The organism is Wolbachia endosymbiont (group B) of Villa cingulata, assembly GCF_964028285.1.
Lineage (GTDB): Bacteria > Pseudomonadota > Alphaproteobacteria > Rickettsiales > Anaplasmataceae > Wolbachia.
Map to the genome: position 1 here is coordinate 834,457 of NZ_OZ034766.1, position 22,392 is coordinate 856,848.

Here is a 22,392-nt window from a genome sequence, read left to right on the forward strand (position 1 = left end):
CATAGGTATCAGGTTAAAAAGAAGTAAAGTTAGTTGTTCATAAGGTTGACAATTATTTAAATTTATGCTGTAATTAGCAGCTCTATAACTTACAGAAACTATGGAAGTTGACTTTAATCAATATGTTAATAGTAACACCTTAGAGTTAAATAATCTATATGTATATATGGAGAAGCTAGTAAACTTTTTACAGAAAAAGCAAAATATTACAAGCTTGACTTTATCTAATTGTTATATTGATGCTCAGTGCGGAGAAGTTTTAAATGAAGCATTAGACAATATTAATCTTCCAAATATTACTGAGTGTAAATTAACTTCTAGCATTATTGGCGCAGAAGGCTCAATAGCAATCACTAAATTGTTAAAGAATGGGTAACTTTCCAAATCTTGTTAAACTTGATTTAATTTCTAATGATATTGATGTTGAAAGTGGAATAATATTAATGAGTGCGCTAAGGGGTGGTAGTTTTTCAAATATTAAAGAATTTAATTTACTTTATGACAACGTTTGCAACGAAGGCATAGCAGCATTACGTGAATCATACAACAACAATATGCTTCCAAATCTTATTAAGTTTAGTTTTCCCTTTAGTATTACTAATGATAACAAAGATATGGAAATGTCAAGCGAATACCTATTCGGTTAATAGCATCATATAGAAAAAGGCAAGTTACATTTATTTGTTGCTGCTCATAGAACATCCAAATTCAACTATAGACCTGCTAAAAGGTGTAGGAAATCTTACTGCTATTGACATTATTGCGAAAATTCCATCAATTGATAACTTCCTATTCTGTGTAAAAAAATAAGAAAGGAGAGGAAAAAAGGATTAGTTTCTTTTATGATTATCCAAGAAGTCTAGTCTAAATTCAAGTTTTGTGAATAGGCCTAGCGCTTAAATTTTTGATCAAAAAGGGACAAGTTTAGTAAAAAATAATGATATTATAAGTGGAACATAAAATAGTCCCACTGCAGTACTAATTAGGAGCAATAAAGTAGCTTTATCTGGTTGGTAATTTAAAATATTAGCAAGTATTATACTGGATCCAGAAATCGGAATAATAGCCAGTAACATCAGTGCTTTATAGATGCTTTCATCGTATATACCTGTAACATGCTTGTCTAGCAAGACAATTCCCAAAACAAATAACGGCCAGAATATGTACTTTGCTACAATAGTGGTCAAGGCAAGTTTCCAATCTACTTTAAAATTTGTAATTTGTGCAATACTTACTCCAAGCAGCACCATTCCTAATGTGATAAATGTACTTCTGATATTTATCATAACATCTGTCAAAAAAGTGGGTATTTGTATATCATATATACTTAAAAAGAAACCTAGAATCATTGCATATAATGAGGGAAGTTTGAGTAACTTTAATACGCATTCTTTTGCAGTATAGATACCATTTGCAGCTATATAAAATCCCAAGCTATTTTCAAATAGTGCCATTCCTATGTAACAGACAACATACACAGACACTGAATCTTCATCAAATAAAGCCATGGCAATCGGTAGACCAAAATAACCCATACTTGTGCTGCCCGAGCTAAACGCTAATATGTTTCTCGTGTTGTCCTTAAATAAAAAAGAAGAAAGATAATACACTGATAAGGACATAGTACTACCTATAAACCATATCAAAATCGGCAGAGAAATTACTTTTAAATTAACTTCTGTATGAGATACTCCGTATAAAATCACTATTGGATTAGCTATATAAAAGAGTATTTGAGATATAGTATTTCTATCAATTTTAAGATATCTTCCTGCTAAGTAACCAATAAGTATTGTAATGTAAATAGGTAATATTTTGAGGAAAAGAGTAAAGAACATACTAGCCTATTGTGATATCTTTGCTGATAAAGTGATATTAGATTTTAAGGTATTGTAAAAGTAAGTAAAATTTATTTTCCAATTAATCAAGTTCATAGTTAGTTAAAAAAGATTCACTGAGTGCCAAAATTTGTTTTTATATAGGACTTAATAATGATATTTTTATGATTAAATTATGTTAAGTTTGTATAAAGCTCCTTGTATATTTTTATAAACCACTTGTAGTAATTTAGGTAGATTGTTGAAAAAACACTCATCTTGAATGGTTCTCAGGAATTCTTGCCTTAATCATTAAAATCGCACTATTACTTTCCATAATTTTTTTAAAGCCAACTTTTTCGTAAACACGGATTGCACAAACATTTGCTATACCTGGGTTGACAAAGGCATTCTCATAAACTTTAAAGACAAATTTGTTTAAAAATATATTCAAAGCTTGTGAACCAACTCCTTTACCTACATAATTCAGCTCTCCGATATACCAGTCTATAGCAGCACAACTTTCTGGAAGTTCTAAAGTGTTATAGACCTGTTCAGGTGGGAAATCATGTTTGTTGTAATATTGAATATAACCAATATCAACTCCATCACAATTAATAATGAATGCGTGCATTGGTTTTTCAATAATTTGTGTCTTAGATTTCAAACGTTTGAATCCTTTAACGTAGTTGCTATATTTTTTCTCAATTAACTCTGGTGTCCAATTTATATCCGCATCCCACCACTTCTTTATATGGGGCGTTTCTACCCATTCTAATAATAGTGAAAAATGTTCTTCTTTCAACGCTTTAAATGTGATATTTTTATTCATTAATTAAAGATTTTAAGTGTTACTACCGTTTTTATTAATTCTATCTCTAATTGCTAAGTTCATTGAAATTGATATTTCTGTACCTAGTTTCCCTGATATAGTACGCTATTTTAACGTACCGGAAGGCACAATTCAATTAACTATTGCTTATAATTTTTTAGGCTTTTGCATAGGAGGGTTGTTTTTTGGTCCATTATCCGAGTGTTATGGTAGAAGGAGAATGATGATCATAGGTAATACTTTTCTATTAATTGGTGCTGTTGGTTGTGTTGTTGCACCGTCAGTTTTTTATCTTCTAATTTCCCGATTTATTCAAGGCATTGGTGCAAGCACATCTGTGGTTGTGTTTGCAATTATTGCAGACAGCTATAAAGGTGAAGAAGCGGTGAAGTTTATCGGGATCATGAATTCTGTTCTAACAATTGTCATGGCAATTGCACCAGTGTTAGGCAGTTTCATCAACGAAATTATTGGGTGGCGTGGCAATTATGCAAGTGTTGCAATACTTTGTTTTATTTCTTGGGTTTTGCTGATTTTTCTGTTACCAGAAACAAAAAAGGACCGCGATGTTTTTAGTCTAAAAAAAATGATGAAAGATTACAAAAAATTATTATCGAGTTCAAAATTTATGGTTCTGTCTTTGCAGCAGAGCCTCTTCTCTGCTGCTTATATGTCATTCATTACTTGCGGACCTTTTTTGTATATGGAAACTTTTGGCTTATCCAGTACTATTTATGCACTACATCAAGGTGCAATAGTTGGGTCCTTCTCACTAATTAGCCTATTTTCCATTTAAGATCCTCAAAAAATTTGGAGCCGTATGGTGTGTAATTTCTGGTACGAGCGTGGGTGCTATCGGATCTCTATTGTTTGTAATACTCAGTGTAATTATGCCCCATTCTTTCTACTTAGTAACACTATCTATGATTATTTTTTCTATTGGTTGTGCAATATGCCAGCCAGTGGTTTTTAACGCATCAATAAACGTTTTTCCTGAAATTAAAGGTACGGCTTCTTCTGCACTCTCGTTCATTAGAGCTTTTGTTATGGCTATTTTTATCGGCTTAACAAGCTACGTTTACAATGGTCAAGTAATCAGTGCAGCTATTCTTGTTTTTTCTGCAGTAATTCTAATTTACTGTCTACTTATTGTTTTCAAGATCTGGAGAGATTACTATATAGATCCTTCTTACTTCTAGTTATTGCGGTAATATGTATTGCAATTTTGCCGGCTGCTCTAAATGTATCTCTTCCACATCACCTAGTCTATATTAGTTAACAAGTATGAGCTTGCTCATGCGTCTAAAACTTGAGAGCCAACTTTCAACAATCCAATCAAATTCTAACTTTCTTTAAAATACTGTTTCTTGCTGTTTTTATACCCTAAAAAATTTAGCTTACTTTTGCGCTAGTTCGTTCAAATAGCATTAGTACGATTTACTTTTTTTGGGATGTAGAGATTTTCTAGGGATTGTCTTCTTGAGTTCTATAGTATTTTGTTCAACATTGAAACGAGAGTCCCGTTTCAAGCATTGAAGTGACGAATCAAGAGCTGCTTTTATCCCATCCCTATCAACTATTTGAGTAGTTGACAATGGAATCCAGTTATTTTCGTTTATACTAATCAATACATCAAATTCTATGCTATTATTGTGTTGTTTGACGTTGCTGGCTCTAATCTTATCATTCCCAAACCCAAACGTTATAGAATTATTCTCATCATAATTGACGCTTGCAGAATCAGGTAAAACCGCAAAATCCGCGTTGTTTACAAATCGAGAAAATGCATTTTTGATTTCGTTAAATGTACCGTAATGGTCTATATGGTCGTCATTAATACTTGTTACAACAGCAATATTTGCAGGAATTTTTAACATAGTTCCATCAGACTCATCAGCCTCAATTAAGAAAATGTCACTTTTGCCAAGTTTTGCATTACTCTGATAGGAATTTAATATTCCTCCAACAATTACAGTGGCGTCAGCACCAGAATGATCAAAAATGGAAGCAATCATAGCTGTCGTCGTCGTCTTGCCACTTGAACCTGAAACTGCTATCACATATTTACCTTTCATAATTTTAACCAGCATGTTTGACCTATGCAAAACGGTTTTATTGTTATTTCTTGCTGCAACTAGCTCCACATTATCAGGTTTTATTGCGGAAGAATGTACAACTATTTGAGCTTGTCTAATACTACTTGCATCGTGACCAATATAGACCTCTATACCTAATTTTTGTAACCTATCTATATTGTCGTTTGATCGCGTATCACTACCTTGAACTTTATAACTGGAATTATGAAGAATTTCAGCAATTGCGCTCATTCCAATTCCACCTATACCGATTATATGTATTACTTCTTTTTTAGTGCTGTGCATATTTGGCAGTAGACGTTTACTTATTACTAAATTTATTATAGTATAATTTAAAATCCTCATGGTATCGAACCATTTCACTAAGTACAATGATAAAAAAACTAGCCTTTCTATGTCTAATATTCGTTTTGATGAGTAGTTGTAGTTTTAGCAATAGGTGTAATCACACCGCAGGTCATTATAAAATTGGCAATAGCTATACAATAAATGGTATCACCTACCACCCAAAATACTGTAGCTGTTATGAGGAAGTAGGAATAGCATCGTGGTATGGAATAGAAGATCATGGCACAATTACAGCTAACGGTGAAGTGTTTAATCGTCACTTGATTTCTGCAGCACATAAGACCTTGCCCCTACCCTGCTTTGTTCGTGTTACTAATTTAGAAAATGGAAGGAAGCTTGTTATAAGAGTTAATGATAGAGGGCCATTTGTTGAAGGTAGAATAATAGACTTGTCAGAAAAAGCAGCACAAGTTTTAGGACTTCATAAGTCTGGGCTTGCTAAGGTAAAAGTCGAGTACTTAAGAAAGAGGTCAGAACAATTGATACAAAATACTCCTCATTACAAAAGGCAATATGAAAAAGAAATGCAGAAACGTCACCCAAAACAAAACAATGCAGAAAGTAAGGGATATGTAGCATTTTTTGTAAACGCTCAGGTAGCTAAATCAGCTGCATCAAAGCTTCGTAATCAAGGAATAGAAAATGTTAGATTGCTTTTCAAGAATGATCAATATTGCGTAAAAGTAAGTTAAAACCTGCATTACAGATTGTGTAGCATGCCAGAAACTATTTGACAAATGAGAATGTTCCAAAAGCATGTGCGTCAAGTTGAGAAACTATCGTGAAATATAGCAATATTTAAGATTGGTATTTTATTTGTTACATTTCAGGTAGTGACAGCTACCTCAGCTATAGCTGTAAAAAATAATCTACCACTTAAGAAATTTCATTAAAAAAATAGCATAATCTTATTTCTCTAAAAAATACTATCTTCAACTTGAATATGTTGAAAAATATTTTGCGTATTATCCAAAAAGTCATCCTTTATAGCAGCTAGCTCGGATTGTTTTTGAGATAGATTATCTTCTATTGTTCTATTAAAACAATCAAGATCATTGCACTTTAGTTGAGAGCGCATGTCTCCATTTTCATATAAACCTCGTATAACGTCATAATATGCTCGAGTTTCATCAGTTTCTGGTTGTTGCTTTTCTTTGAGTATTGCCTTTAATTTTGAATCTATGTCTAATTCTCTTTTTATAGCTTCAGTAGCATTTTTATGATATTTTTCATAATCTTCAAAACTTTTTAATATTTTACCTTTTACTTCATTTTGTAACATCTTTAGCAAATCTTTAGCATGAGGTTTTTCAATTTTTTCCTTCCACTCATCATACGTATATTCTTGTCGACTACCATATTTTGTATCTTGACACTCACTTCCTATGTTAAACAGCTCTTTGTTACAGATTTTATCACCCTGATAAAAGTAATCGCTTATATTAATTTTATCGCTAGTTAAAGTTTGTCTAATTGCTGCTTTATTTTCTGCAAGTTCTTCTCTGTACTTGCTAATGCAATTTAGTAATTCTTTTTTGCAATCTGTAGTCATAATCTAGCTCCTTTAATAAAATTAGACCTAATTTAGTGTAAAATAATTAATATTTTATTACTATTTTGGTTATAACTAAGATAGTAATGAGAAGTTCAGTGTCTACAAAGTTCGTTTAAACTATTTTCAAAATGGGTAGAATGTAATTTTAGGTTAATAAAATGAGTTACGATGTAATCATTTCAGGTGGTGGGCTGATTGGTCTTATTACTGCTATTGGCCTGAGTGATGATTCTGTATCTGTAGCCGTAATTGAAAAAAGTAGTTTGCCACGTACAGTTGATGACAATCGGGCATTTGCCATTTCTCAAGGGTCGAAAAAAATACTGAAAAAATTAGGGATTTGGCAGTTCTTAGAGGATGAAGCTGAACCAATACTTGATATATGCATATTAGATGGAAATAGCCCATTTACTGTGCATTATGATCATAAAATGGTCGGTGAAGAACCAATGGGTTATGTAATCAAGAGCGCTATTATATGGAATGCAATCAATAATAATTTTTTGCATAAACTCAATATATATTCTCCACGTTCCTATAAAACAATTTCTTGTGACGAAGGATACGTGGAAGTTACTCTTGATAATGATCAAAAATTGATATCATCACTATTTATCTGCGCTGAAGGTAAAAACTCTAAGCTGCCAGAGCTGTTTTCTATACCAATGATGAAATTTGGTTATAAACAAAATAGCATGGTATTTAATGTAAAACATGAACTACATCACCAAAACTTAGCTGTAGAGAGGTTTTTTCCTGGTGGTCCATTTGCAATTTTGCCAATGAAGGGTGGCTATACTTCTTCAATTGTTTGGACAGAAAAATGCGAAATTTCGAAAATGCTAATGAGCTTATCCGAAGAGGAGTTTATCATAGAACTCAAAAAAAGATTTGGTTCTTATTTGGGAGAAATTGAATTAGAGGGTGAAAGAAGATCTTACCCTTTGAGTTTTACTTTTGCGAGAAAGCTGCATAAAAGCAGAATTTTGCTTATTGGCGATGCAGCACATTCAATCCATCCAGTTGCAGGTCAAGGACTTAATCTTGGAATGAGAGATGTAGAGAGTGTTATTAGACAAATAACTACTGCAAAATCCTCTGGCATTGATGTTGGCAGTAATTATCTATTGAAGAAAATTTCACGTGACAGATACTTTGATAATTTTACTATGGCACTTGCAACTGATGGACTAAATAGAATATTTTCCAACAGAATACTTTGCGTTAAAGTTCTGAGCAATCTTGGTTTAATGGTAGTTGAAAATTCAGATTTTCTTAAAAAACGCTTCATTCGCCACGCTATGGGGTTTATATAAATCATTAGATTTCTTTCATCATAATCAGGTGTCATTAGAGTAGTTGACACTGGAGCCCAAATTCCATAATGTCATGCCAGTGCCCAGACACTGGCATCCAGAAAAATTTATAAGCAAACTTGAGCTTATGCTAAATTTGATGAAATGAAAAACTGGATTCCAGCGGGCTTTGTTGCATAGCACCTTAAGCAGTGATGGTTTACGACAAATTTATGTAATGATTTCAAATTTAGCCATACCAATACCAGTGAATTTGTTGAGCAAATAGCACTTAATTAGTAATTCTTTTTCACGGTTTACTTCAGATTTATTCCTAAACAAATACTTGCTTCAACCTTGAGAAAAATCCTTCTATGTAAGATCTTTTTCCATAAATTGCTTCCTTTTTCCACTCTTTTACACCATCTTGTCCATATAATTTTATTAACCTAATAGCAGCATTTCTGTCAGACATATAATCTATTTTTGAATGTTCTGCTGCATCCTTTTTTGGTAGAACTTTTGTCTTTATATCGTATTTCTTACACAATTTATAAAGTTTTTGCCTATCGTATGCCCTATCTGCATATAATGCTTTTATTTTGTGCTGAAAATTAACTTCTTCAAGCAAGCTCCATAGTGGTCAGAGTAGACGCCATTACTGTATCTTGCAGCTATAGCTTTTTTACTATTCACACTTAACATAACATGTAACTTTCTTACTTGCTCGTAGCTTCGGTACTTTCTATCTGCACTGTTTTCCTTACTGTGGCCAGGAGTGTTACTGTAAATTTGTACTATCTATGATAATTTCAATATTTTCCATGTTGCTTTTATCAATCCTGCAATCATTTATCTTAATATTAAGTTTTTTTTGATGCTTGTGAATAGCTGATAACTGCCAAATTTTTTCCTATTTGTTGCAGATATCCTTTTACAAACCCTACCGTTTGTCTTAAGCCAATTCTAAAAAGATTAACGATTATATGCACCAAAATCATAACTTTATCACTATAAATATAGTTGCCGCCCTGCATTTTTGGACTATTTTCATACCAATTTTCGATAGCTTCATCGATGTAACGAAAAATATTCCCCCTTTTTTCAAGGAATTTGTTATATTCGTTTTGGTTACTGACTTTCATTTTCTGTGGCATATTTTTTCTTCAACAGTTAAATGGCTGTTTTATAATGAATTTTGTCAGTAGCCACCAGATTTTTTCAGTTGCTATGCAACAAAGCCCGCTGGAATCCAAATTGCAAGTAATGCATTAGGTTGGGTGAGTATAGGTCTTGCGTTATAGAATGATGGTGTCATTCCATTGCTTGACACTGGGATGGCTTTGTTGCATCACTCTTCGGATAGTAGGTAACGTGGAATAAATTCATGAAGCTATCTCAAATTTAGCCATGCCTATATCAGTAAATTTGTTAAGCAAATAACACTTGAGTAGCAGTTCTCTCTCACGATTAACCTCAGATTTGTTTCTAAAACTAAACCCAAATGTTTGCTTCAGTCGCGAGAAAAAACTTTCTATATAAGATCTCTTCCCATAATTTATCTCTTTTTTCCACCTCTTCATACCATCTTCATCATATGACTTTATGAGCTTGATTGTAGAATTTCTCTCATCCATATAATCCAACTTTGGATGCTCTACTGCATTATTTTGCGGAGGAATCCTTGTCTTTATGTCAAGCTCATCGCACAGTTTGTATAACTTCTTTCGATTATATGCCCTGTCTGCATATAGTGTGCTTATATTATATTTAACATCAATCCTTGCAATAAGATCACATGCTCCATAGTGGTCAGAATAAACTCCGCCACTGTATTTTGCTGCTATAACTTTTTTGCTACCTATCTCTAGCATTACATGCAGTTTTCTTGTTTGCTCATAGCGGCGATACTTTCTATCTGTACCATTTGCCTTGCTATGACCTGGAATATTATTGTAGATGCTTATTCCAGTACTATCTATGGCAATCTCAATATCTTCTGTATTATTTTTATCATGTCTTCGATCATTAATTTTGATGTTAAGTTTTTTAAGCCTTCTTGAGGCCTGGGAATAGCTAATAACTTGCAAGTTTTTCCTTACTTGCTCAAGGTACCCTGCTATAAATCCCGCTGTTTGTCTCAGACCTATTCTAAATAAACAAGTTATTATGTGAACCAGAATCACGACCTTATCGCTATAAATATAGTTGCCACCAGCCATTTTTGGACCTTTTTCGTACCAATTTTCTATGGCATCATTGACGTAATAAAAAATATTTCCCCTCTCTTGGAGAAATTTGTTATATTCATGGCAGTTACTGACTCTCATTTTTTGTGGCATATTTTTCTTTAGTAGGTTAAATGCTTGTCTTATAGTGAATTTTGTCAGTAACTGCCAGTTCTTTTTATTTGACCTATGCAACAAAGCCATCCCAGTGTCAGCTACTTGAATGACAACATTTAGTTGTTTTTTCTCGTCTACCTTATTTTACTACTCTGCTGAACGAATAACACCAATAGTTAATCTCATGCTGAAAGATCATTTTATGGTCCAAGTCAGTTCTTTTACAGGTCACTTCCAAGCTCATCAAATTTTCTAAGATCTTCTTAAGTTCTGAAAGTTGCAAACTTTTCAAATGAGATTTAAAACTCTGCAATTGTTTGAAGAACAATGGAGGACTCAGCTGGTCAATTGCAGCTTGTTCATTCATTCCATTTTGTATTAACAGCAAAACGCTTTCTAGCCGTAGAAAATAATTTGATATAACACGGATTAATGCTATCGGTGAAAAATTCTCTTGTAATATCAATACATCGGAAATTTTGATGAATTGTCCCATGTCTTTACTCACTATTGCAGAGCACAGATTATCAAGTGTAACATAATCATTGCCGGAGGTTGAAAAGCATAGATCTATATCAGCAAGTTTAAGATCTTTTCTTTTTCCTAGATATAAAACTAATTTTTCAAGCTCTGAATATATAGGCAGTTTGCTATGATTAAAATAAGACTGCAAGTGGTAGATTATCTCACTTGTGCACTCTATATCATTTTGTTTCAAGTAACTTGATATAATATCACAAAGATTACTACCGCTGTCCTTATAGCAGGTAATGACACCGAAAATTTTTGAGCTTTCCACATAACTTTTAGTTGTAGAACTATATGGAAGATCATTTGCTATCATTACTATATAATGATCGCCTATATTATGATCCAATATGTTTCTTAACTCTTTAGATATACTTCCACTGACATTTATCAGCTTAACTAACCTTTTTTTAGTAAACATCGAAATGTTTGCCAACTCGGAAAATAACAAGCCAGGCGACTTATTCACTACTGCAAAATCCATCACCTGAACTGAATACTCATTCAAGTTGGCAATTACTTCCTGTACAAAAATATCGACCTTACTATTGTCACTCCCATGAATTAATACACCACTTAAAGTATCGGGTTTCTCAAGGAATTTTTTCACTTTAGATGGCGTGATTCTCATGCCATCTATATTATATTATCACTACTTGGTGGTACATCATTTGATTGCACATCAGTTTCCAACAATTCTGAGCTTTCTTGATTTGCTGTATTCTGCATATCATCAGACACTTCTTTCTTTCCCGTAACATAATTATAAAAATTTTTTATAGGCTGTCCTATATATCTAGAAAAAAATCCTTCGGCCATATCTTTCACTCCACAAATTAACAATTAGCACATAAAAACAACGTAGCAAAAACTACTTTACGCTCAGATAGTTACACTCATTTGTTAATGAATTATGAACTTCCGAGAACAAAATTAAGTCGATCTACTTAACACCAATCTTATAAAATAAGCAATGATTAAATACACAGCTGCGATAAGTATAATTGCAGGTCCAGTTAATAAGTCAAAACTTGCAGATAATATCAAACCTGATACTCCAGAAATCACAGAAAAAACTGTTGCAACAATAATCATTTGCATTGGAGTTTTTGAAATGAGTCTTGCTGATGCAGCAGGTATTAACAAAAATGCAGCAATGAGTAATATTCCTATTAATTGAGCAGAAATTGCAATAAAGATAGCGAGTATAATCAAAAATTCTAGCCTAACAAAATTAACATTTACTTTCTCAACTGTTGCCAAATCTTGATTAATCGAAATCATCAGCCAATAGCGCCATCTAAATATTAATATCAAAGTAACTATTACGGAGGTTAGAAAAATTGATATTATATTACTTTGGTCAATCATTAATATGTCACCAAAAAGTGAGCTAATAATACTATTATTACCTGATGGAAGAAAAGACATAAGTATTAAACTCGATGATAAAACTACATTGGTAACTATGTTCAATATCGTATCAGCAGAGTATAATTTATTAAAATTAAGAGAAAGTAGTATAGCAAACATAATTGCAATGAGCATTATACTTACCGATGGGCTAATATTAAAGATCAAAGCAAGTGCAATACCAAGCAATGAAGAATGGGACAAACTATCACCCAAATACGATAACCTTTGCCATATCATAAATGACCCTAGAGCTCCTGTGACTAGGCTAATCATAATTACCGCAATTAGACTGTTTATAAAAAAACTCTGTGTAAATATCTCTAACATGCTATCAGATAACTGACAACAAATCTATCTTCAGATATTAAAACGTTATGGGTTCTGCATGCAGAACCCGTCGTCATAAATTCAAAATTTAAATTCTTTTGCTCCATAAGATAAGACTTCATCGAACAATCGCGTATCTTACCAGTACCTATTATCAAAATCTCTATTTCCTCTGTTAAAAAAGATTTAAAATACTCCTTGTTATTTATATCACTTTCTTTCAATTCAATCACCTTTTCAGGAAAAATTATAATTGAGCCATGATATTCTTGATTATTTACCCAAAATCTTTCTTCCCTGTAACCATCTATAAGATTTTTCTTCTTGGAAATTAAGGGCATAAATCAAACTATTAATTCCGTGTCGCACACCCACCATTCTGGATATTCCTTTTTGATATTTGCCGCTGCAGCTTTTGCACTTTCTTCACTATCAAACATTCCAAAACACCCTACACCACTACCTGACACACGAGAAAGTATAGAGCCTTCTTGTGACTCTAGTGTTGATATTACATTCTGAATTTCAGGTACAAGACTTATTGCTGCTTCTTGCAGGTCATTTTTTGTCTCTTTAAGAAGCTCTAACAAATTCTCCTCAGTGTTATCACTCCACTTAATTGGCTGAGAGAAATCCTCTTTATACTTGGAAAATACTTCTGATGTATTCAAAAACTTTCTTTTCGGTTTCACAAGTACCAGACTTGTGGGTAAAGAGCATTGTTTAATGGGGCATAATTCCTCACCAACACCTCTGACAAAAACTGGCTTACTATCTATACTTGCAGGCACATCAGCACCAACGCTTAAAGCTATATCATTTAAAATTTGCCTATCAATGTCCCAAAGCTCTCCCAGCATGCGTATCACAGCTCCAGCATCTGAGGAACCACTACCAAATCCCGCAGCAATTGGTACATTTTTTACAACCTTCACAGTGACTTTAGTGCGTACAGGAGCATGCCTAAGCAGTAGACTCAATGCTTTCGTTATAGTATTATATCGATAATTTATTTTAAACTCAGAGTTTACAAATTGAACTGTAGAGTTATCATATCTAAAGTTTTTTTCTCCTACTTTTATCTCTAAAAAATTAGAAAGTTTAGCAAAGACAACCAAACTTTCAATTAAATGATACCCTCTTTCTTCTCTATTTATAATATGTAAAAAAAGATTGATCTTTGCAGGAGCCTTTACACAAAAATTTTCCATCTGTATATCTTCACTAACACTATCTTATTTACTATACTTGAAATGCCACTTCAGTCAAACTTTATACACTCCTAATGAGATCAAATGCCATAAATCCTAACTTCTCTGTATGGGTAAGTGCATCAGCTGGTACAGGTAAAACAAAGATCTTAATAGACAGAGTATTAAGACTTCTATTAGAGAATAAGAGAAATATTCTCTGCTTAACATTTACCAATGCTGCAACAAATGAAATGGAGGATCGCATTTACAGTACACTTAGTAAGTGGGCAATATGTCCAGAGGGTATATTGGTCGCAGATTTAGAACAATTAGCCCAGTGTGTGACCAGAGAAAATAAAGATTATTTAACAAGAGCAAGAAGGCTTTTTTCTGAACTGGAAAATCTTGGTCTTAATATTCAAACTATACACGCCTTTTGTTACAAATTAATCTCCAGCTTTCCTACAGAAGCTGGTATCGCTCCAAATTGCACGTTGAGCGAATGTAAAGAATTGCATTCCATCGTATTTGAAAAAACGCTTCATAATGAAACTGTGCAGGACAATATAAATATTATTGCAGCTGAAATTGATGAAAACAAGCTGAGTGATTTGCTCTATACCTTATGTATAAAGAGATCAGCTCTAGAAAATAATTTAGGGTATATCAAAGATAAACTAAGTGCCCCAGATAAGATTCACGATTTACAGAGTGAAACGATTGAGCAGATAAAAAGATTAGCTAAAATATTAAGTGAGGGCAGCAAAAGAGATCAGAGTTACAGTGCGATACTTTATGATTGGTGTAATAGCACAAAATCGTCCGTACCAAATGTTGTCATCCCAGTGCTTGACACTAGGATCCATATTTCTTTTTTTCTGGATCCTAGTGTCAAGCACTGGGATGACAACAAGATAGAGAACTTAGCTAAAGTATTTCTCAAATCAGAATCGTACGAAAAAAAGAGCATATCATCCATTATAACAAAGGGTGCTTTGGAAAAATTTGAAGACGTAGAGCAAATGATAGAAAGCATTCAAAATGCATTGTTTACCCATGTAAAGGATATAAATTCTTATCAAATATTCGTAAGAACCAGCAGTTTACTTAGTATATTTAAAGTATATGTTGATCTATATAATAGTGAAAAATCAAAGAATGCACTGCTTGATTATGATGATATCATCAATTTAGCAACAAATCTCCTTAGCAATCCAGGCTATAAAGATTGGATATTGTTTAATCTAGATCAAAAAATAGACCACATTCTTGTTGATGAGGCGCAAGACAATAGTATCAGTCAATGGAAAATTATAACAAATCTCTGCAATGAATTTTTTACTGGTGGTGACGAAAAGAGAACTTTATTCGTTGTTGGCGATGTAAAACAGTCCATTTACAGATTTCAAGGAGCAAATCCCCATCTATTTAATTACATGCAGCAGTATTTTCACACAAAAATTGGTGGTAGAGATTGGGTATCATGTCAACTTAAAAAGTCATTTCGCTCAACTCCAGAAGTTTTGATGCTTGTAGACAAAATATTCAACAATTTTCGTGAAGAAATATCTTTCGATGATAACGAGATAAAACATATTCCACATAGAGAAAATGATCAAGGGTACATTGAAATCTGGCCGTTACTGCCAAGGTATAAAGAGGAAGAGCAGCAAGCCTTACAAATTCATTTAATACAGAGGAAAGATTATATAGTAACAGATCGATTACTTGCTCAGGCAATAGCCCAAAGAATTCACAATTGGTTAAACGAAGGGCGTATTTTAGTTGCCAAAGATCGTCATATAGAACCAAGGGATATTATGATTTTAGTACGGCAGCGAAATATGTTAGTTGATTACATAATAAGTGAGTTAAAAAAAGTAAATGTACCAGTTATAGGCCGAGATTATTTTAGAATTATGGATTACATAGCTGTGCAGGACTTAATAGCTTTAGCCGAATTTTTGCTTCTTCCAACAAATGATTTAGCTCTCGCGAATGCTTTAAAATCACCGCTATTTAACTTCACTGAGGACGATTTATTCAATATTGCATATGATCGTAAAGAACAGTCGTTGTGGGAAAAACTTCAAGATTATCAGGAGATTACCTCTAATGAATTAAACTATCTAATTAATTTATCTCAGATAGAATCCCCCCTTACACTATTCACGCATATATTGCGCACAGGTAAGAAGAAATTTGCTGCAAGGCTAGGTCTTGAGTGCTTCGAGGTCCTAGACGAATTTATGAATCTCGTATTGCAATTTGACCACCCATCTCTTCAAGCATTTGTTCAGTGGATCAAAGAAAATAATCCTGAGATTAAAAATGATATGCAATCAGAACGCAACGCTGTACGAATAATAACAATTCATAAATCAAAAGGTCTACAAGCTCCAATAGTGTTTTTAGTTGACACAAATACAGTGCCAAGAAACAGCGAAAGTATTTTGTTTGATGCAACGGAAGCACCATTTTGGTGTGGCAAAAATAGTAATGCTTATTGTAATCAAGTAAAAAGAGAGAAAAAACTAGAGGATTATAACGAATATTTGCGTTTGCTGTACGTGGCACTTACGCGTGCTGAAGATGAGTTATACATTTTAGGCAAAGAGCCAGTACAAAAGGGCTCTTGGTATGATCTAGTTATTCAATATGGAGCATTATATGAGAGGAAAAAAGTATACTTACAGCCGATATTTAAAGAAAAAGTTGAAGTGCTATGCATGAATGCAAACTACCCTTCTATTTATAAAAAACGTGATTATTTTGATGTTCCAGTGATTTCACCTCCATCAAACCTATCAATGTCATTGCAGCACGTAACGCTGGAACCTGAAGAAAAAAAGCCAGTGTCAAGCACTGGGATGACAGATGAGAATGCTGGAATGACAAAAAGGAGCATTGGGACGACAGACAGCTATGCAAGAGGCTTAATAATTCACAGTATATTGCAATATATGCCCAAGATAGAGAAAGACAGGAGAAAAAATTGGGTTAGGAAATATCTTGATAGCATAAACACTAGTGAAGATAAGGATGAAATTTACAGCAAAATATTAACCTTTAATGAAAAATATGATTACCTGTTTGACTTGGAGGGCAAATCAGAAATTCCACTTAGTGGAACAATTGACGGAAAACCAGTATTAGTGCGGCTAGACAGACTGTGCATAACAGAAGACAAAGCAATCATAATTGACTATAAATCACACCATAACGTTTCTATTTCCTCATCAAATGAAATAACAAAGCAAATGTTGATCTATAAAACCTTAGTGCAAGAAGTCTACCCAGATAAGCAGGTAGAGTGCGTGATTATTTGGATGGAAGATTTAACCTTACAATCTTTGATCTAAACTCAAATGTTCGTATAGTAGCTACTTGCATTTGTTGTAAACTCACTTTTACTCTATAATTATCTTTTTACTACTTTATCTATTTTCTGAACTGATTTTCGTATTAGAAAACATCCAATAAGAAGAATTATAAAAGGAATAAACCATAAAATGTAGGTACTAGATTTTACAGGTGGTACAATGATAATTGAATCTCCATAAGAATTTTTTAACTCTGAAACTATTTGCTCGTTAGTATATCCATCACTGATCTTCTTGCGAATTGTCTTACGCATACCATATGCAACTTGAGACTCAGATTCGGATAATAATTCACCAGAGCATACTGGACACTTTATTACTGCAAATAAGCTACTTGCTCGCTCTTCCATGCTTTCGTCTCTTAGTTTATCATCCAAAGTAAAAGCATTTATGCTTAAATGGAATATCAATGTAAAAAGTAAGCTAATTACTATTCTCATTCTTGGTGAATTGAGTGATAAAATCAGTAGTGGATAATTTTCCAATAAAGCCTGAACCTACATTATTGTCGTACTTTATTGAAAATTGAATGTCGTTATCAGTGATTTTTTCTGATAAGGAAGATATTGATTTTTCCAATTTATCTGCAGTCTTTGAATCATTAGTCATAAACGAAATTAATTCTTTATAATTTGATATGGCTACATTGATTTTATCTTCAAATGAAGATGTAACTAAATTGTAATTACTTACTCCACCATTCGCAGCAATAGAAAAGTTATTACTCTCAATCAAAAATTTTTCTATGTTGAAATTAATCTTAGAAGCTGAAATATGGTTTACAAATTCATAATCTAATTTAGCGTCGACACTAAGGTAATTTTCAGGACTTGCAGTATGTTTATAACGGTAAGTATAAAAATCAAATTCTAGTTTAGTATTTTCATTCAGTTCTTTATCAAAGTGAAATTGAATGTAATTACTTTTATCATTCACTTCAGTTATAACACTTTGCTGATTTTCTAAAACATCACATTTTAATCCATAATCTTCGTAACGAAATGTATCTATATAGTCTATTACAGTGCTATTTCTGTTGAATTTTAATGAAGATAGTAAATCATTTAGTTTAACAACAAAGTGGCTACTCACGTGTGTGTGACACTTTATATTCTTTTTCTCATCACTACGGACAGCAATGTTTACTTTATTGCTTGGTATATAGATATATACTGACTTATCAAATAATCTGTTTTTTATCATTAAAGCTTCAGATGAAACAGTTAATTGCTCATTAGAAAATTTTGGATTCGTTACACGAAAAACTAGGTTAAAAGGAAACCCCTTAAAATCATGTGAAATATCAACTTTTTCGTCATTAATGTAATCAGTTAAAAGACTTTTTACCTTAAATGCAGAAAAATACCAAAAACCACTATACGCTAGAGGAATAAACAAAGGTAAGGAGATGAGAATATAGATAAAAATTTTACGCATTATCCTCTTATTTATCTAATGATATATTTCTTGTACCTCTGGGCACGGTTACGCACAAACCGTCAATATCTTTTGTGATTTTTATTTGGCATCCAAGCCTCGATGTCTCTGTTAAACCGAAAGCTAGATCCAGCATGTCATTCTCCTCATCAGATATAGGATTATGTGTTTCTACAACATCATAAAATTTTGGATCAATAATCACATGGCATGTAGAGCAAGCAAGAGAACCTTCACATGCACCTTCAAGCAGATCTGGATCACTTCTATGGGCTAAATTAAGAAGAGTTTCTCCCTCTGCAGCTTCATAACTTTTCTTACTTCCATCAGGTAAAATAAAAGTAATGGATGGCATACTATTAAAATCTCTACTAATTTCTCTATATTCTACAAATAATAACTAATATTTGCAAACTCTTTGTAATTCCATTGCCTATCTCTTGTCATCTATATTCCTATCAAGAAAGTAAGATAGATACCACCAGCATCTCACAGAGTTGCAAGTATAGAATTTTCTTAGTTTTAGATTTTACTAAATATATTACTGAATTAACATTATTAAACTTGATCTGCCATTTCTTCTGATCTTAAGTTATAATTTTACTAATGCCATTTGATTAATTGCAACTTCAGCATTGCTATCTTTCAATAAATTTGCAGGACTATTACAATGGTATGTGATTGCAGCAACAATAAGACAACAAACTCCAATTCCTATCCCTACCGCTAACATTCCTGAGTAGACTGCAATAGCTACTCCTAAAGCAACTCCTACTACTGCTAACGTAGAAGCAACTATGATAGAAGTATTACGACACTTAATACGAAGCTCATTTAGTTTATCTAATGCAGGAGTACCATCTTTATATTTTAGCTCTCTTAGTACATCTTTATTTTCACATTTGTTAAACAACTTCCAAGCATAACTTAACCTTGACGCTTGACCATAAAACCCCTTCTCAACATATTCAACCAAGAGATCAAACGGAGTTTCACCTTGGTCATTTTTAACATCAAATCTCGCACCTGCACTCACAAGTGATTCAACTTTGCAAAGCATTGACGTATAGGGGTGCAAGTTTCTTAAAGCATGATGTAGAGGTGTATTCCCATTTTCATCCTGAAAATTACATTTCTTTCTATGTAAAAAGCAATCAAAAATCTTTTTATTGCAATTGCTTGTAACGATATTTTCTAAAGTAATACTTGAAATTTTTATGTTATTTTCGACTAGGAGATCTAGAGCTTTTTTATGCTTATATTTAACAATAGTATCTACTAGTTCATTCAACGCAGAAGTACCTTCTAGCTTCTTTAGCTCATCGGTTTTACAACCACTAAGCACCACCGAAAGATTATTTAATTTTTCTACTACTTTTTCCTTACGAGAGAAGTATGTAGCATAATTGACCAAGAGATCAAATGGAGTTTTATCTTTGCTATTTTTAACATCAAGCCTTGCACCTTTACTAAGAAGTGACTTGACAAAACCTTGGTATTTCGATTTACCCAAATCCAACCATTTTAATGTATGATGTAAAGCTGTATTTCCTTTTTTATCTGTATAGTTGATATTTAATTTATCTAAGCACTTATTAAAAAAATAATCCAAAAACTCTTCAGATTGGTATTAACAAGCATAGCTTAAGATTTCATTTAGTGATATTTCTATCCTTCCTTCAAAGAGCTTGAAAAATGCCACACGATCGTACATAATAGCAATTTGCACTAGAAATGTAATGTCACCAGCAGAAATTGTAACTTTCTCTATTATATTATAAAACTTTTCATACTCATTTGACTTGATATTTAACAACAATCCCAGAATAGTGTCTACATATTCGAATTTGGTTAATTCTTCAGTCTCTTTAGCTTTGCCCATCTTGCCTATTTGTTCAAAACGCTTGTTTAGCCTTTCTGCTTCCTCTCTGATTAATTTTTGACTTTTCGACCCATACATACTCCATATTTCATGAAAAATTTTTTTTCTTTTCATTTCTTGTTTAAATTTACTCATCTCTTCCCTCAGTTCTGCCCGCAACAACTCCAGTTCATCACTACAATCCACATCCTCATACTTTCCTCTATCGTACTGGCTTCTTGTTTTTGGGTCAGATAACACTTTGTGTGCTACTGATATTTCCTGGAACTTTTTCAATTTCTCTTCAAGTTGAGCTCGTCGATCTTCTTCCGACTGTGATAGTAGCTTTCCGTCCTTCTTTTTTCCTTCTAGCCTATTTAGCTCTTTCCTTTCCTCAGGCAATTTATCTGGATGAAGCTCAAGTGCCAATTTGTGATATGCTTTTTTTATCTCATCGTGAGTAGCATCTCTTTTTACTCCTAATATTTCATAATAATCAGGCATTTGTTTCTCCACTATTTTGATACATTTTTTATAACATTAGTAATACTATGTCTTTAAAAGAATTGGTACTATATAAGTATTTTAGCAAATATTATAATATTTATCAATTTTATCAACAAATTGAGTGAAAATTTAAAGAGTTGTTTATGGTAATTGAGGAGCTACAACCGCATGACGTCTGCCATTAATAACTATTTCACTTATTGCAACTGCTGCAAAAACAAAACAATAATATACTTTTGTTAGTACAGCAATAGGTGAAAGAGAGGAAATGCTGCTTGCTAGTAATACTTGAGAACCATAAGGTAAGATACTTTTTGTGATCGCAGTAAATATTTCTAATAAATACGCACTACGGTGTGGTGCAATGTTATATCTTTGTGCAAGTCTTTTCGCAATATTACTAGTTAATAAAATAGCAACAACATTGCTGGAAACTAAAATAGTAAACATAGATGATATTCCTGCAATCATAAGTTCAGCTTGACTTCTTGTGAGATTCACCTCATCGGTGAATTTATCTATCTTTTTCTGACTGTATTCGTACATTAAGTGGCTTAATCCACTACTGAAAAGAATAAATATCATTACCTCATTCATCTTATTAAAACCCCTACATATATCATGAGAATAATCAATAATAGAATAATCAAAAAAAGCTATTCCTAATATTCCAGCAACAACCATATTAACAGCTAATGTTACCAGTGTGTTTATTTCAAATAAACCCATAATTATTAAAGATATATAAGGGATAATTTTGACTATGGATAAATAATTCAGACTTGAGATAGAAACAACTTCTGTACTATTTGAAATTATTACTAGATAAATAAGTATTATAAGACCTGTAACAGATCCTGTCTTGAAAGTGAGTTTTATTTTATCCTTTACTGAAGCTCCTTGTGAAGAAGTAGCAGCAATAGTAGTGTCAGATATAATTGAAAGGTTGCTGCCAAACATAGACCCACCTATCACAGCTCCAACGCCCACCGCACAATCAAAAGCTCCATTTTGTGCTAGATTCACAGCTATTGGTGTTATAAGTGCAATAACTCCGATTGATGTGCCTATTGCACTTGCAATAAACGCAGAAATTAAAAACATTCCAGGAAGTAATAATTGTGCTGGAAGAAAGCAAATAGTTAAGCTAGCAATAACATTTATACTACCAAGCGATTGAGTAACAGTAGAAAATGCCCCAGCAAGGAGAAAAATCAAACACACGGTAAGAGTAGTTTTATTCCCCATACCTTTTATAAGAATATCAACGCTATGCTGAATTTTGTTTTTATTGAATAGAATAGCAAAAAATAATGCTGGTAATAAGCAAACTAACGGTGAAATTTGATGAAGAGGATTGTCAAGTCCTATAAAGGAAAAATAAGTACTACTACCAAGATATAAGGTTAAAAAAATAATGAGAGGGAGAAATGCAAACACTTGTCGTAATTA

The 22,392-nt window shown here is 32.9% G+C and carries 22 protein-coding genes and 2 pseudogenes; 6 read left to right on the forward strand and 18 right to left on the reverse strand.

What is annotated here, in order from left to right:
* Positions 1 to 100: 100 nt before the first annotated feature.
* Both ABWU52_RS04325 and ABWU52_RS04330 read left to right on the forward strand, forming a co-directional pair.
* On the forward strand, positions 101 to 376 hold the full coding sequence (locus ABWU52_RS04325) for a hypothetical protein (protein ID WP_353276325.1): 276 nt from the start codon (positions 101 to 103) through the stop codon (positions 374 to 376).
* Complete coding sequence (locus ABWU52_RS04330) at positions 369 to 647, forward strand: hypothetical protein (RefSeq protein WP_353276327.1); 279 nt, start codon at positions 369 to 371, stop codon at positions 645 to 647. Before ABWU52_RS04325 ends, ABWU52_RS04330 begins: the two co-directional genes overlap by 8 nt.
* A gap of 261 nt (positions 648 to 908) precedes the next feature.
* On the opposite strand, the gene ABWU52_RS04335 is transcribed toward ABWU52_RS04330, so the two are convergent.
* Positions 909 to 1,838, reverse strand: a complete 930-nt coding sequence (locus tag ABWU52_RS04335; protein ID WP_015588425.1) for an AEC family transporter — start codon at positions 1,836 to 1,838, stop codon at positions 909 to 911.
* 253 nt (positions 1,839 to 2,091) lie between these two features.
* Positions 2,092 to 2,649, reverse strand: coding sequence for a GNAT family N-acetyltransferase (locus tag ABWU52_RS04340; RefSeq protein WP_353276329.1), 558 nt, complete (start codon positions 2,647 to 2,649; stop codon positions 2,092 to 2,094).
* A gap of 16 nt (positions 2,650 to 2,665) precedes the next feature.
* Here ABWU52_RS04340 and ABWU52_RS04345 point away from each other — a divergent pair.
* A pseudogene (locus ABWU52_RS04345) lies at positions 2,666 to 3,848 on the forward strand (multidrug effflux MFS transporter).
* A gap of 396 nt (positions 3,849 to 4,244) precedes the next feature.
* Here ABWU52_RS04345 and ABWU52_RS04350 read toward each other — a convergent pair.
* Positions 4,245 to 5,090, reverse strand: a pseudogene (locus ABWU52_RS04350) (Mur ligase domain-containing protein); the annotation flags it as partial.
* 26 nt (positions 5,091 to 5,116) lie between these two features.
* On the opposite strand from ABWU52_RS04350, the gene ABWU52_RS04355 reads away from it, so the two are divergent.
* A complete protein-coding gene (locus ABWU52_RS04355) occupies positions 5,117 to 5,785 on the forward strand; it encodes a septal ring lytic transglycosylase RlpA family protein (RefSeq protein WP_012481726.1) in 669 nt (222 codons plus the stop codon).
* 224 nt (positions 5,786 to 6,009) lie between these two features.
* Here ABWU52_RS04355 and ABWU52_RS04360 read toward each other — a convergent pair whose 3' ends face one another.
* On the reverse strand, positions 6,010 to 6,645 hold the full coding sequence (locus ABWU52_RS04360; RefSeq protein ID WP_353276330.1) for a hypothetical protein: 636 nt from the start codon (positions 6,643 to 6,645) through the stop codon (positions 6,010 to 6,012).
* A 161-nt stretch (positions 6,646 to 6,806) separates the two neighbouring features.
* Between ABWU52_RS04360 and ubiH the strand changes: the two genes are divergently transcribed.
* On the forward strand, positions 6,807 to 7,964 hold the full coding sequence (ubiH, locus tag ABWU52_RS04365; RefSeq protein ID WP_353276332.1) for a 2-octaprenyl-6-methoxyphenyl hydroxylase: 1,158 nt from the start codon (positions 6,807 to 6,809) through the stop codon (positions 7,962 to 7,964).
* Positions 7,965 to 8,277: 313 nt separating this feature from the next.
* Here the strand turns inward: ubiH and ABWU52_RS04370 are convergent, their stop codons facing one another.
* The 8 genes from ABWU52_RS04370 to ABWU52_RS04405 form a co-directional block, all read right to left on the reverse strand.
* Positions 8,278 to 8,574 (reverse strand): transposase, encoded by a 297-nt coding sequence (locus ABWU52_RS04370; protein WP_246433103.1) that lies wholly within the window; start codon positions 8,572 to 8,574, stop codon positions 8,278 to 8,280.
* Between the two features lie 232 nt (positions 8,575 to 8,806).
* On the reverse strand, positions 8,807 to 9,100 hold the full coding sequence (locus ABWU52_RS04375) for a transposase (RefSeq protein ID WP_353276334.1): 294 nt from the start codon (positions 9,098 to 9,100) through the stop codon (positions 8,807 to 8,809).
* Between the two features lie 228 nt (positions 9,101 to 9,328).
* Positions 9,329 to 10,366, reverse strand: coding sequence for an IS5 family transposase (locus tag ABWU52_RS04380; protein ID WP_353276237.1), 1,038 nt, complete (start codon positions 10,364 to 10,366; stop codon positions 9,329 to 9,331).
* A gap of 61 nt (positions 10,367 to 10,427) precedes the next feature.
* A complete protein-coding gene (gene holA / locus ABWU52_RS04385; protein WP_353276336.1) occupies positions 10,428 to 11,447 on the reverse strand; it encodes a DNA polymerase III subunit delta in 1,020 nt (339 codons plus the stop codon).
* A 5-nt stretch (positions 11,448 to 11,452) separates the two neighbouring features.
* A complete protein-coding gene (locus ABWU52_RS04390; RefSeq protein WP_015588477.1) occupies positions 11,453 to 11,635 on the reverse strand; it encodes a hypothetical protein in 183 nt (60 codons plus the stop codon).
* Between the two features lie 114 nt (positions 11,636 to 11,749).
* Complete coding sequence (locus tag ABWU52_RS04395; protein ID WP_015588476.1) at positions 11,750 to 12,559, reverse strand: metal ABC transporter permease; 810 nt, start codon at positions 12,557 to 12,559, stop codon at positions 11,750 to 11,752.
* On the reverse strand, positions 12,553 to 12,900 hold the full coding sequence (locus tag ABWU52_RS04400; protein ID WP_007302686.1) for an Mth938-like domain-containing protein: 348 nt from the start codon (positions 12,898 to 12,900) through the stop codon (positions 12,553 to 12,555). Before ABWU52_RS04400 ends, ABWU52_RS04395 begins: the two co-directional genes overlap by 7 nt.
* 3 nt (positions 12,901 to 12,903) lie before the next feature.
* Positions 12,904 to 13,770: a 4-(cytidine 5'-diphospho)-2-C-methyl-D-erythritol kinase gene (locus ABWU52_RS04405; protein ID WP_353276338.1), complete on the reverse strand. Its 867-nt coding sequence runs from the start codon at positions 13,768 to 13,770 to the stop codon at positions 12,904 to 12,906.
* 74 nt (positions 13,771 to 13,844) lie between these two features.
* On the opposite strand from ABWU52_RS04405, the gene ABWU52_RS04410 reads away from it, so the two are divergent.
* Positions 13,845 to 17,114 (forward strand): UvrD-helicase domain-containing protein, encoded by a 3,270-nt coding sequence (locus tag ABWU52_RS04410; RefSeq protein ID WP_353276340.1) that lies wholly within the window; start codon positions 13,845 to 13,847, stop codon positions 17,112 to 17,114.
* Positions 17,115 to 17,173: 59 nt separating this feature from the next.
* Here the strand turns inward: ABWU52_RS04410 and ABWU52_RS04415 are convergent, their stop codons facing one another.
* From ABWU52_RS04415 to ABWU52_RS04440, 6 genes are all read right to left on the reverse strand, one after another.
* Complete coding sequence (locus ABWU52_RS04415) at positions 17,174 to 17,575, reverse strand: cytochrome c-type biogenesis protein CcmH (RefSeq protein WP_010401557.1); 402 nt, start codon at positions 17,573 to 17,575, stop codon at positions 17,174 to 17,176.
* Positions 17,559 to 18,572 carry a hypothetical protein gene (locus ABWU52_RS04420; protein ID WP_353276342.1) on the reverse strand — a complete coding sequence of 338 codons (1,014 nt, stop codon included), beginning with the start codon at positions 18,570 to 18,572 and terminating at the stop codon, positions 17,559 to 17,561. Before ABWU52_RS04420 ends, ABWU52_RS04415 begins: the two co-directional genes overlap by 17 nt.
* 7 nt (positions 18,573 to 18,579) lie before the next feature.
* Complete coding sequence (locus ABWU52_RS04425) at positions 18,580 to 18,927, reverse strand: ferredoxin family 2Fe-2S iron-sulfur cluster binding protein (RefSeq protein WP_353276344.1); 348 nt, start codon at positions 18,925 to 18,927, stop codon at positions 18,580 to 18,582.
* A gap of 237 nt (positions 18,928 to 19,164) precedes the next feature.
* Entirely contained in the window at positions 19,165 to 20,184 is a 1,020-nt protein-coding gene (locus tag ABWU52_RS04430) for an ankyrin repeat domain-containing protein (protein ID WP_353276346.1), read from the reverse strand.
* 18 nt (positions 20,185 to 20,202) lie between these two features.
* Positions 20,203 to 20,937, reverse strand: a complete 735-nt coding sequence (locus ABWU52_RS04435; protein ID WP_353276347.1) for a J domain-containing protein — start codon at positions 20,935 to 20,937, stop codon at positions 20,203 to 20,205.
* A 144-nt stretch (positions 20,938 to 21,081) separates the two neighbouring features.
* Positions 21,082 to 22,380 (reverse strand): Na+/H+ antiporter NhaC family protein, encoded by a 1,299-nt coding sequence (locus ABWU52_RS04440; protein WP_353276349.1) that lies wholly within the window; start codon positions 22,378 to 22,380, stop codon positions 21,082 to 21,084.
* Positions 22,381 to 22,392: the final 12 nt, after the last annotated feature.

Coding starts and splice junctions, on each gene's coding strand:
- ABWU52_RS04325 (WP_353276325.1), top strand. CDS start 101: ATGGAAGTTGACTTTAATCAATATGTTAATAGTAACACCTTAGAGTTA.
- ABWU52_RS04330 (WP_353276327.1), top strand. CDS start 369: ATGGGTAACTTTCCAAATCTTGTTAAACTTGATTTAATTTCTAATGAT.
- ABWU52_RS04335 (WP_015588425.1), bottom strand. CDS start 1,838: ATGTTCTTTACTCTTTTCCTCAAAATATTACCTATTTACATTACAATA.
- ABWU52_RS04340 (WP_353276329.1), bottom strand. CDS start 2,649: ATGAATAAAAATATCACATTTAAAGCGTTGAAAGAAGAACATTTTTCA.
- ABWU52_RS04355 (WP_012481726.1), top strand. CDS start 5,117: ATGATAAAAAAACTAGCCTTTCTATGTCTAATATTCGTTTTGATGAGT.
- ABWU52_RS04360 (WP_353276330.1), bottom strand. CDS start 6,645: ATGACTACAGATTGCAAAAAAGAATTACTAAATTGCATTAGCAAGTAC.
- ubiH (WP_353276332.1), top strand. CDS start 6,807: ATGAGTTACGATGTAATCATTTCAGGTGGTGGGCTGATTGGTCTTATT.
- ABWU52_RS04375 (WP_353276334.1), bottom strand. CDS start 9,100: ATGCCACAGAAAATGAAAGTCAGTAACCAAAACGAATATAACAAATTC.
- holA (WP_353276336.1), bottom strand. CDS start 11,447: ATGAGAATCACGCCATCTAAAGTGAAAAAATTCCTTGAGAAACCCGAT.
- ABWU52_RS04390 (WP_015588477.1), bottom strand. CDS start 11,635: ATGGCCGAAGGATTTTTTTCTAGATATATAGGACAGCCTATAAAAAAT.
- ABWU52_RS04395 (WP_015588476.1), bottom strand. CDS start 12,559: ATGTTAGAGATATTTACACAGAGTTTTTTTATAAACAGTCTAATTGCG.
- ABWU52_RS04400 (WP_007302686.1), bottom strand. CDS start 12,900: ATGCCCTTAATTTCCAAGAAGAAAAATCTTATAGATGGTTACAGGGAA.
- ABWU52_RS04405 (WP_353276338.1), bottom strand. CDS start 13,770: ATGGAAAATTTTTGTGTAAAGGCTCCTGCAAAGATCAATCTTTTTTTA.
- ABWU52_RS04410 (WP_353276340.1), top strand. CDS start 13,845: ATGAGATCAAATGCCATAAATCCTAACTTCTCTGTATGGGTAAGTGCA.
- ABWU52_RS04415 (WP_010401557.1), bottom strand. CDS start 17,575: ATGAGAATAGTAATTAGCTTACTTTTTACATTGATATTCCATTTAAGC.
- ABWU52_RS04420 (WP_353276342.1), bottom strand. CDS start 18,572: ATGCGTAAAATTTTTATCTATATTCTCATCTCCTTACCTTTGTTTATT.
- ABWU52_RS04425 (WP_353276344.1), bottom strand. CDS start 18,927: ATGCCATCCATTACTTTTATTTTACCTGATGGAAGTAAGAAAAGTTAT.
- ABWU52_RS04435 (WP_353276347.1), bottom strand. CDS start 20,937: ATGCCTGATTATTATGAAATATTAGGAGTAAAAAGAGATGCTACTCAC.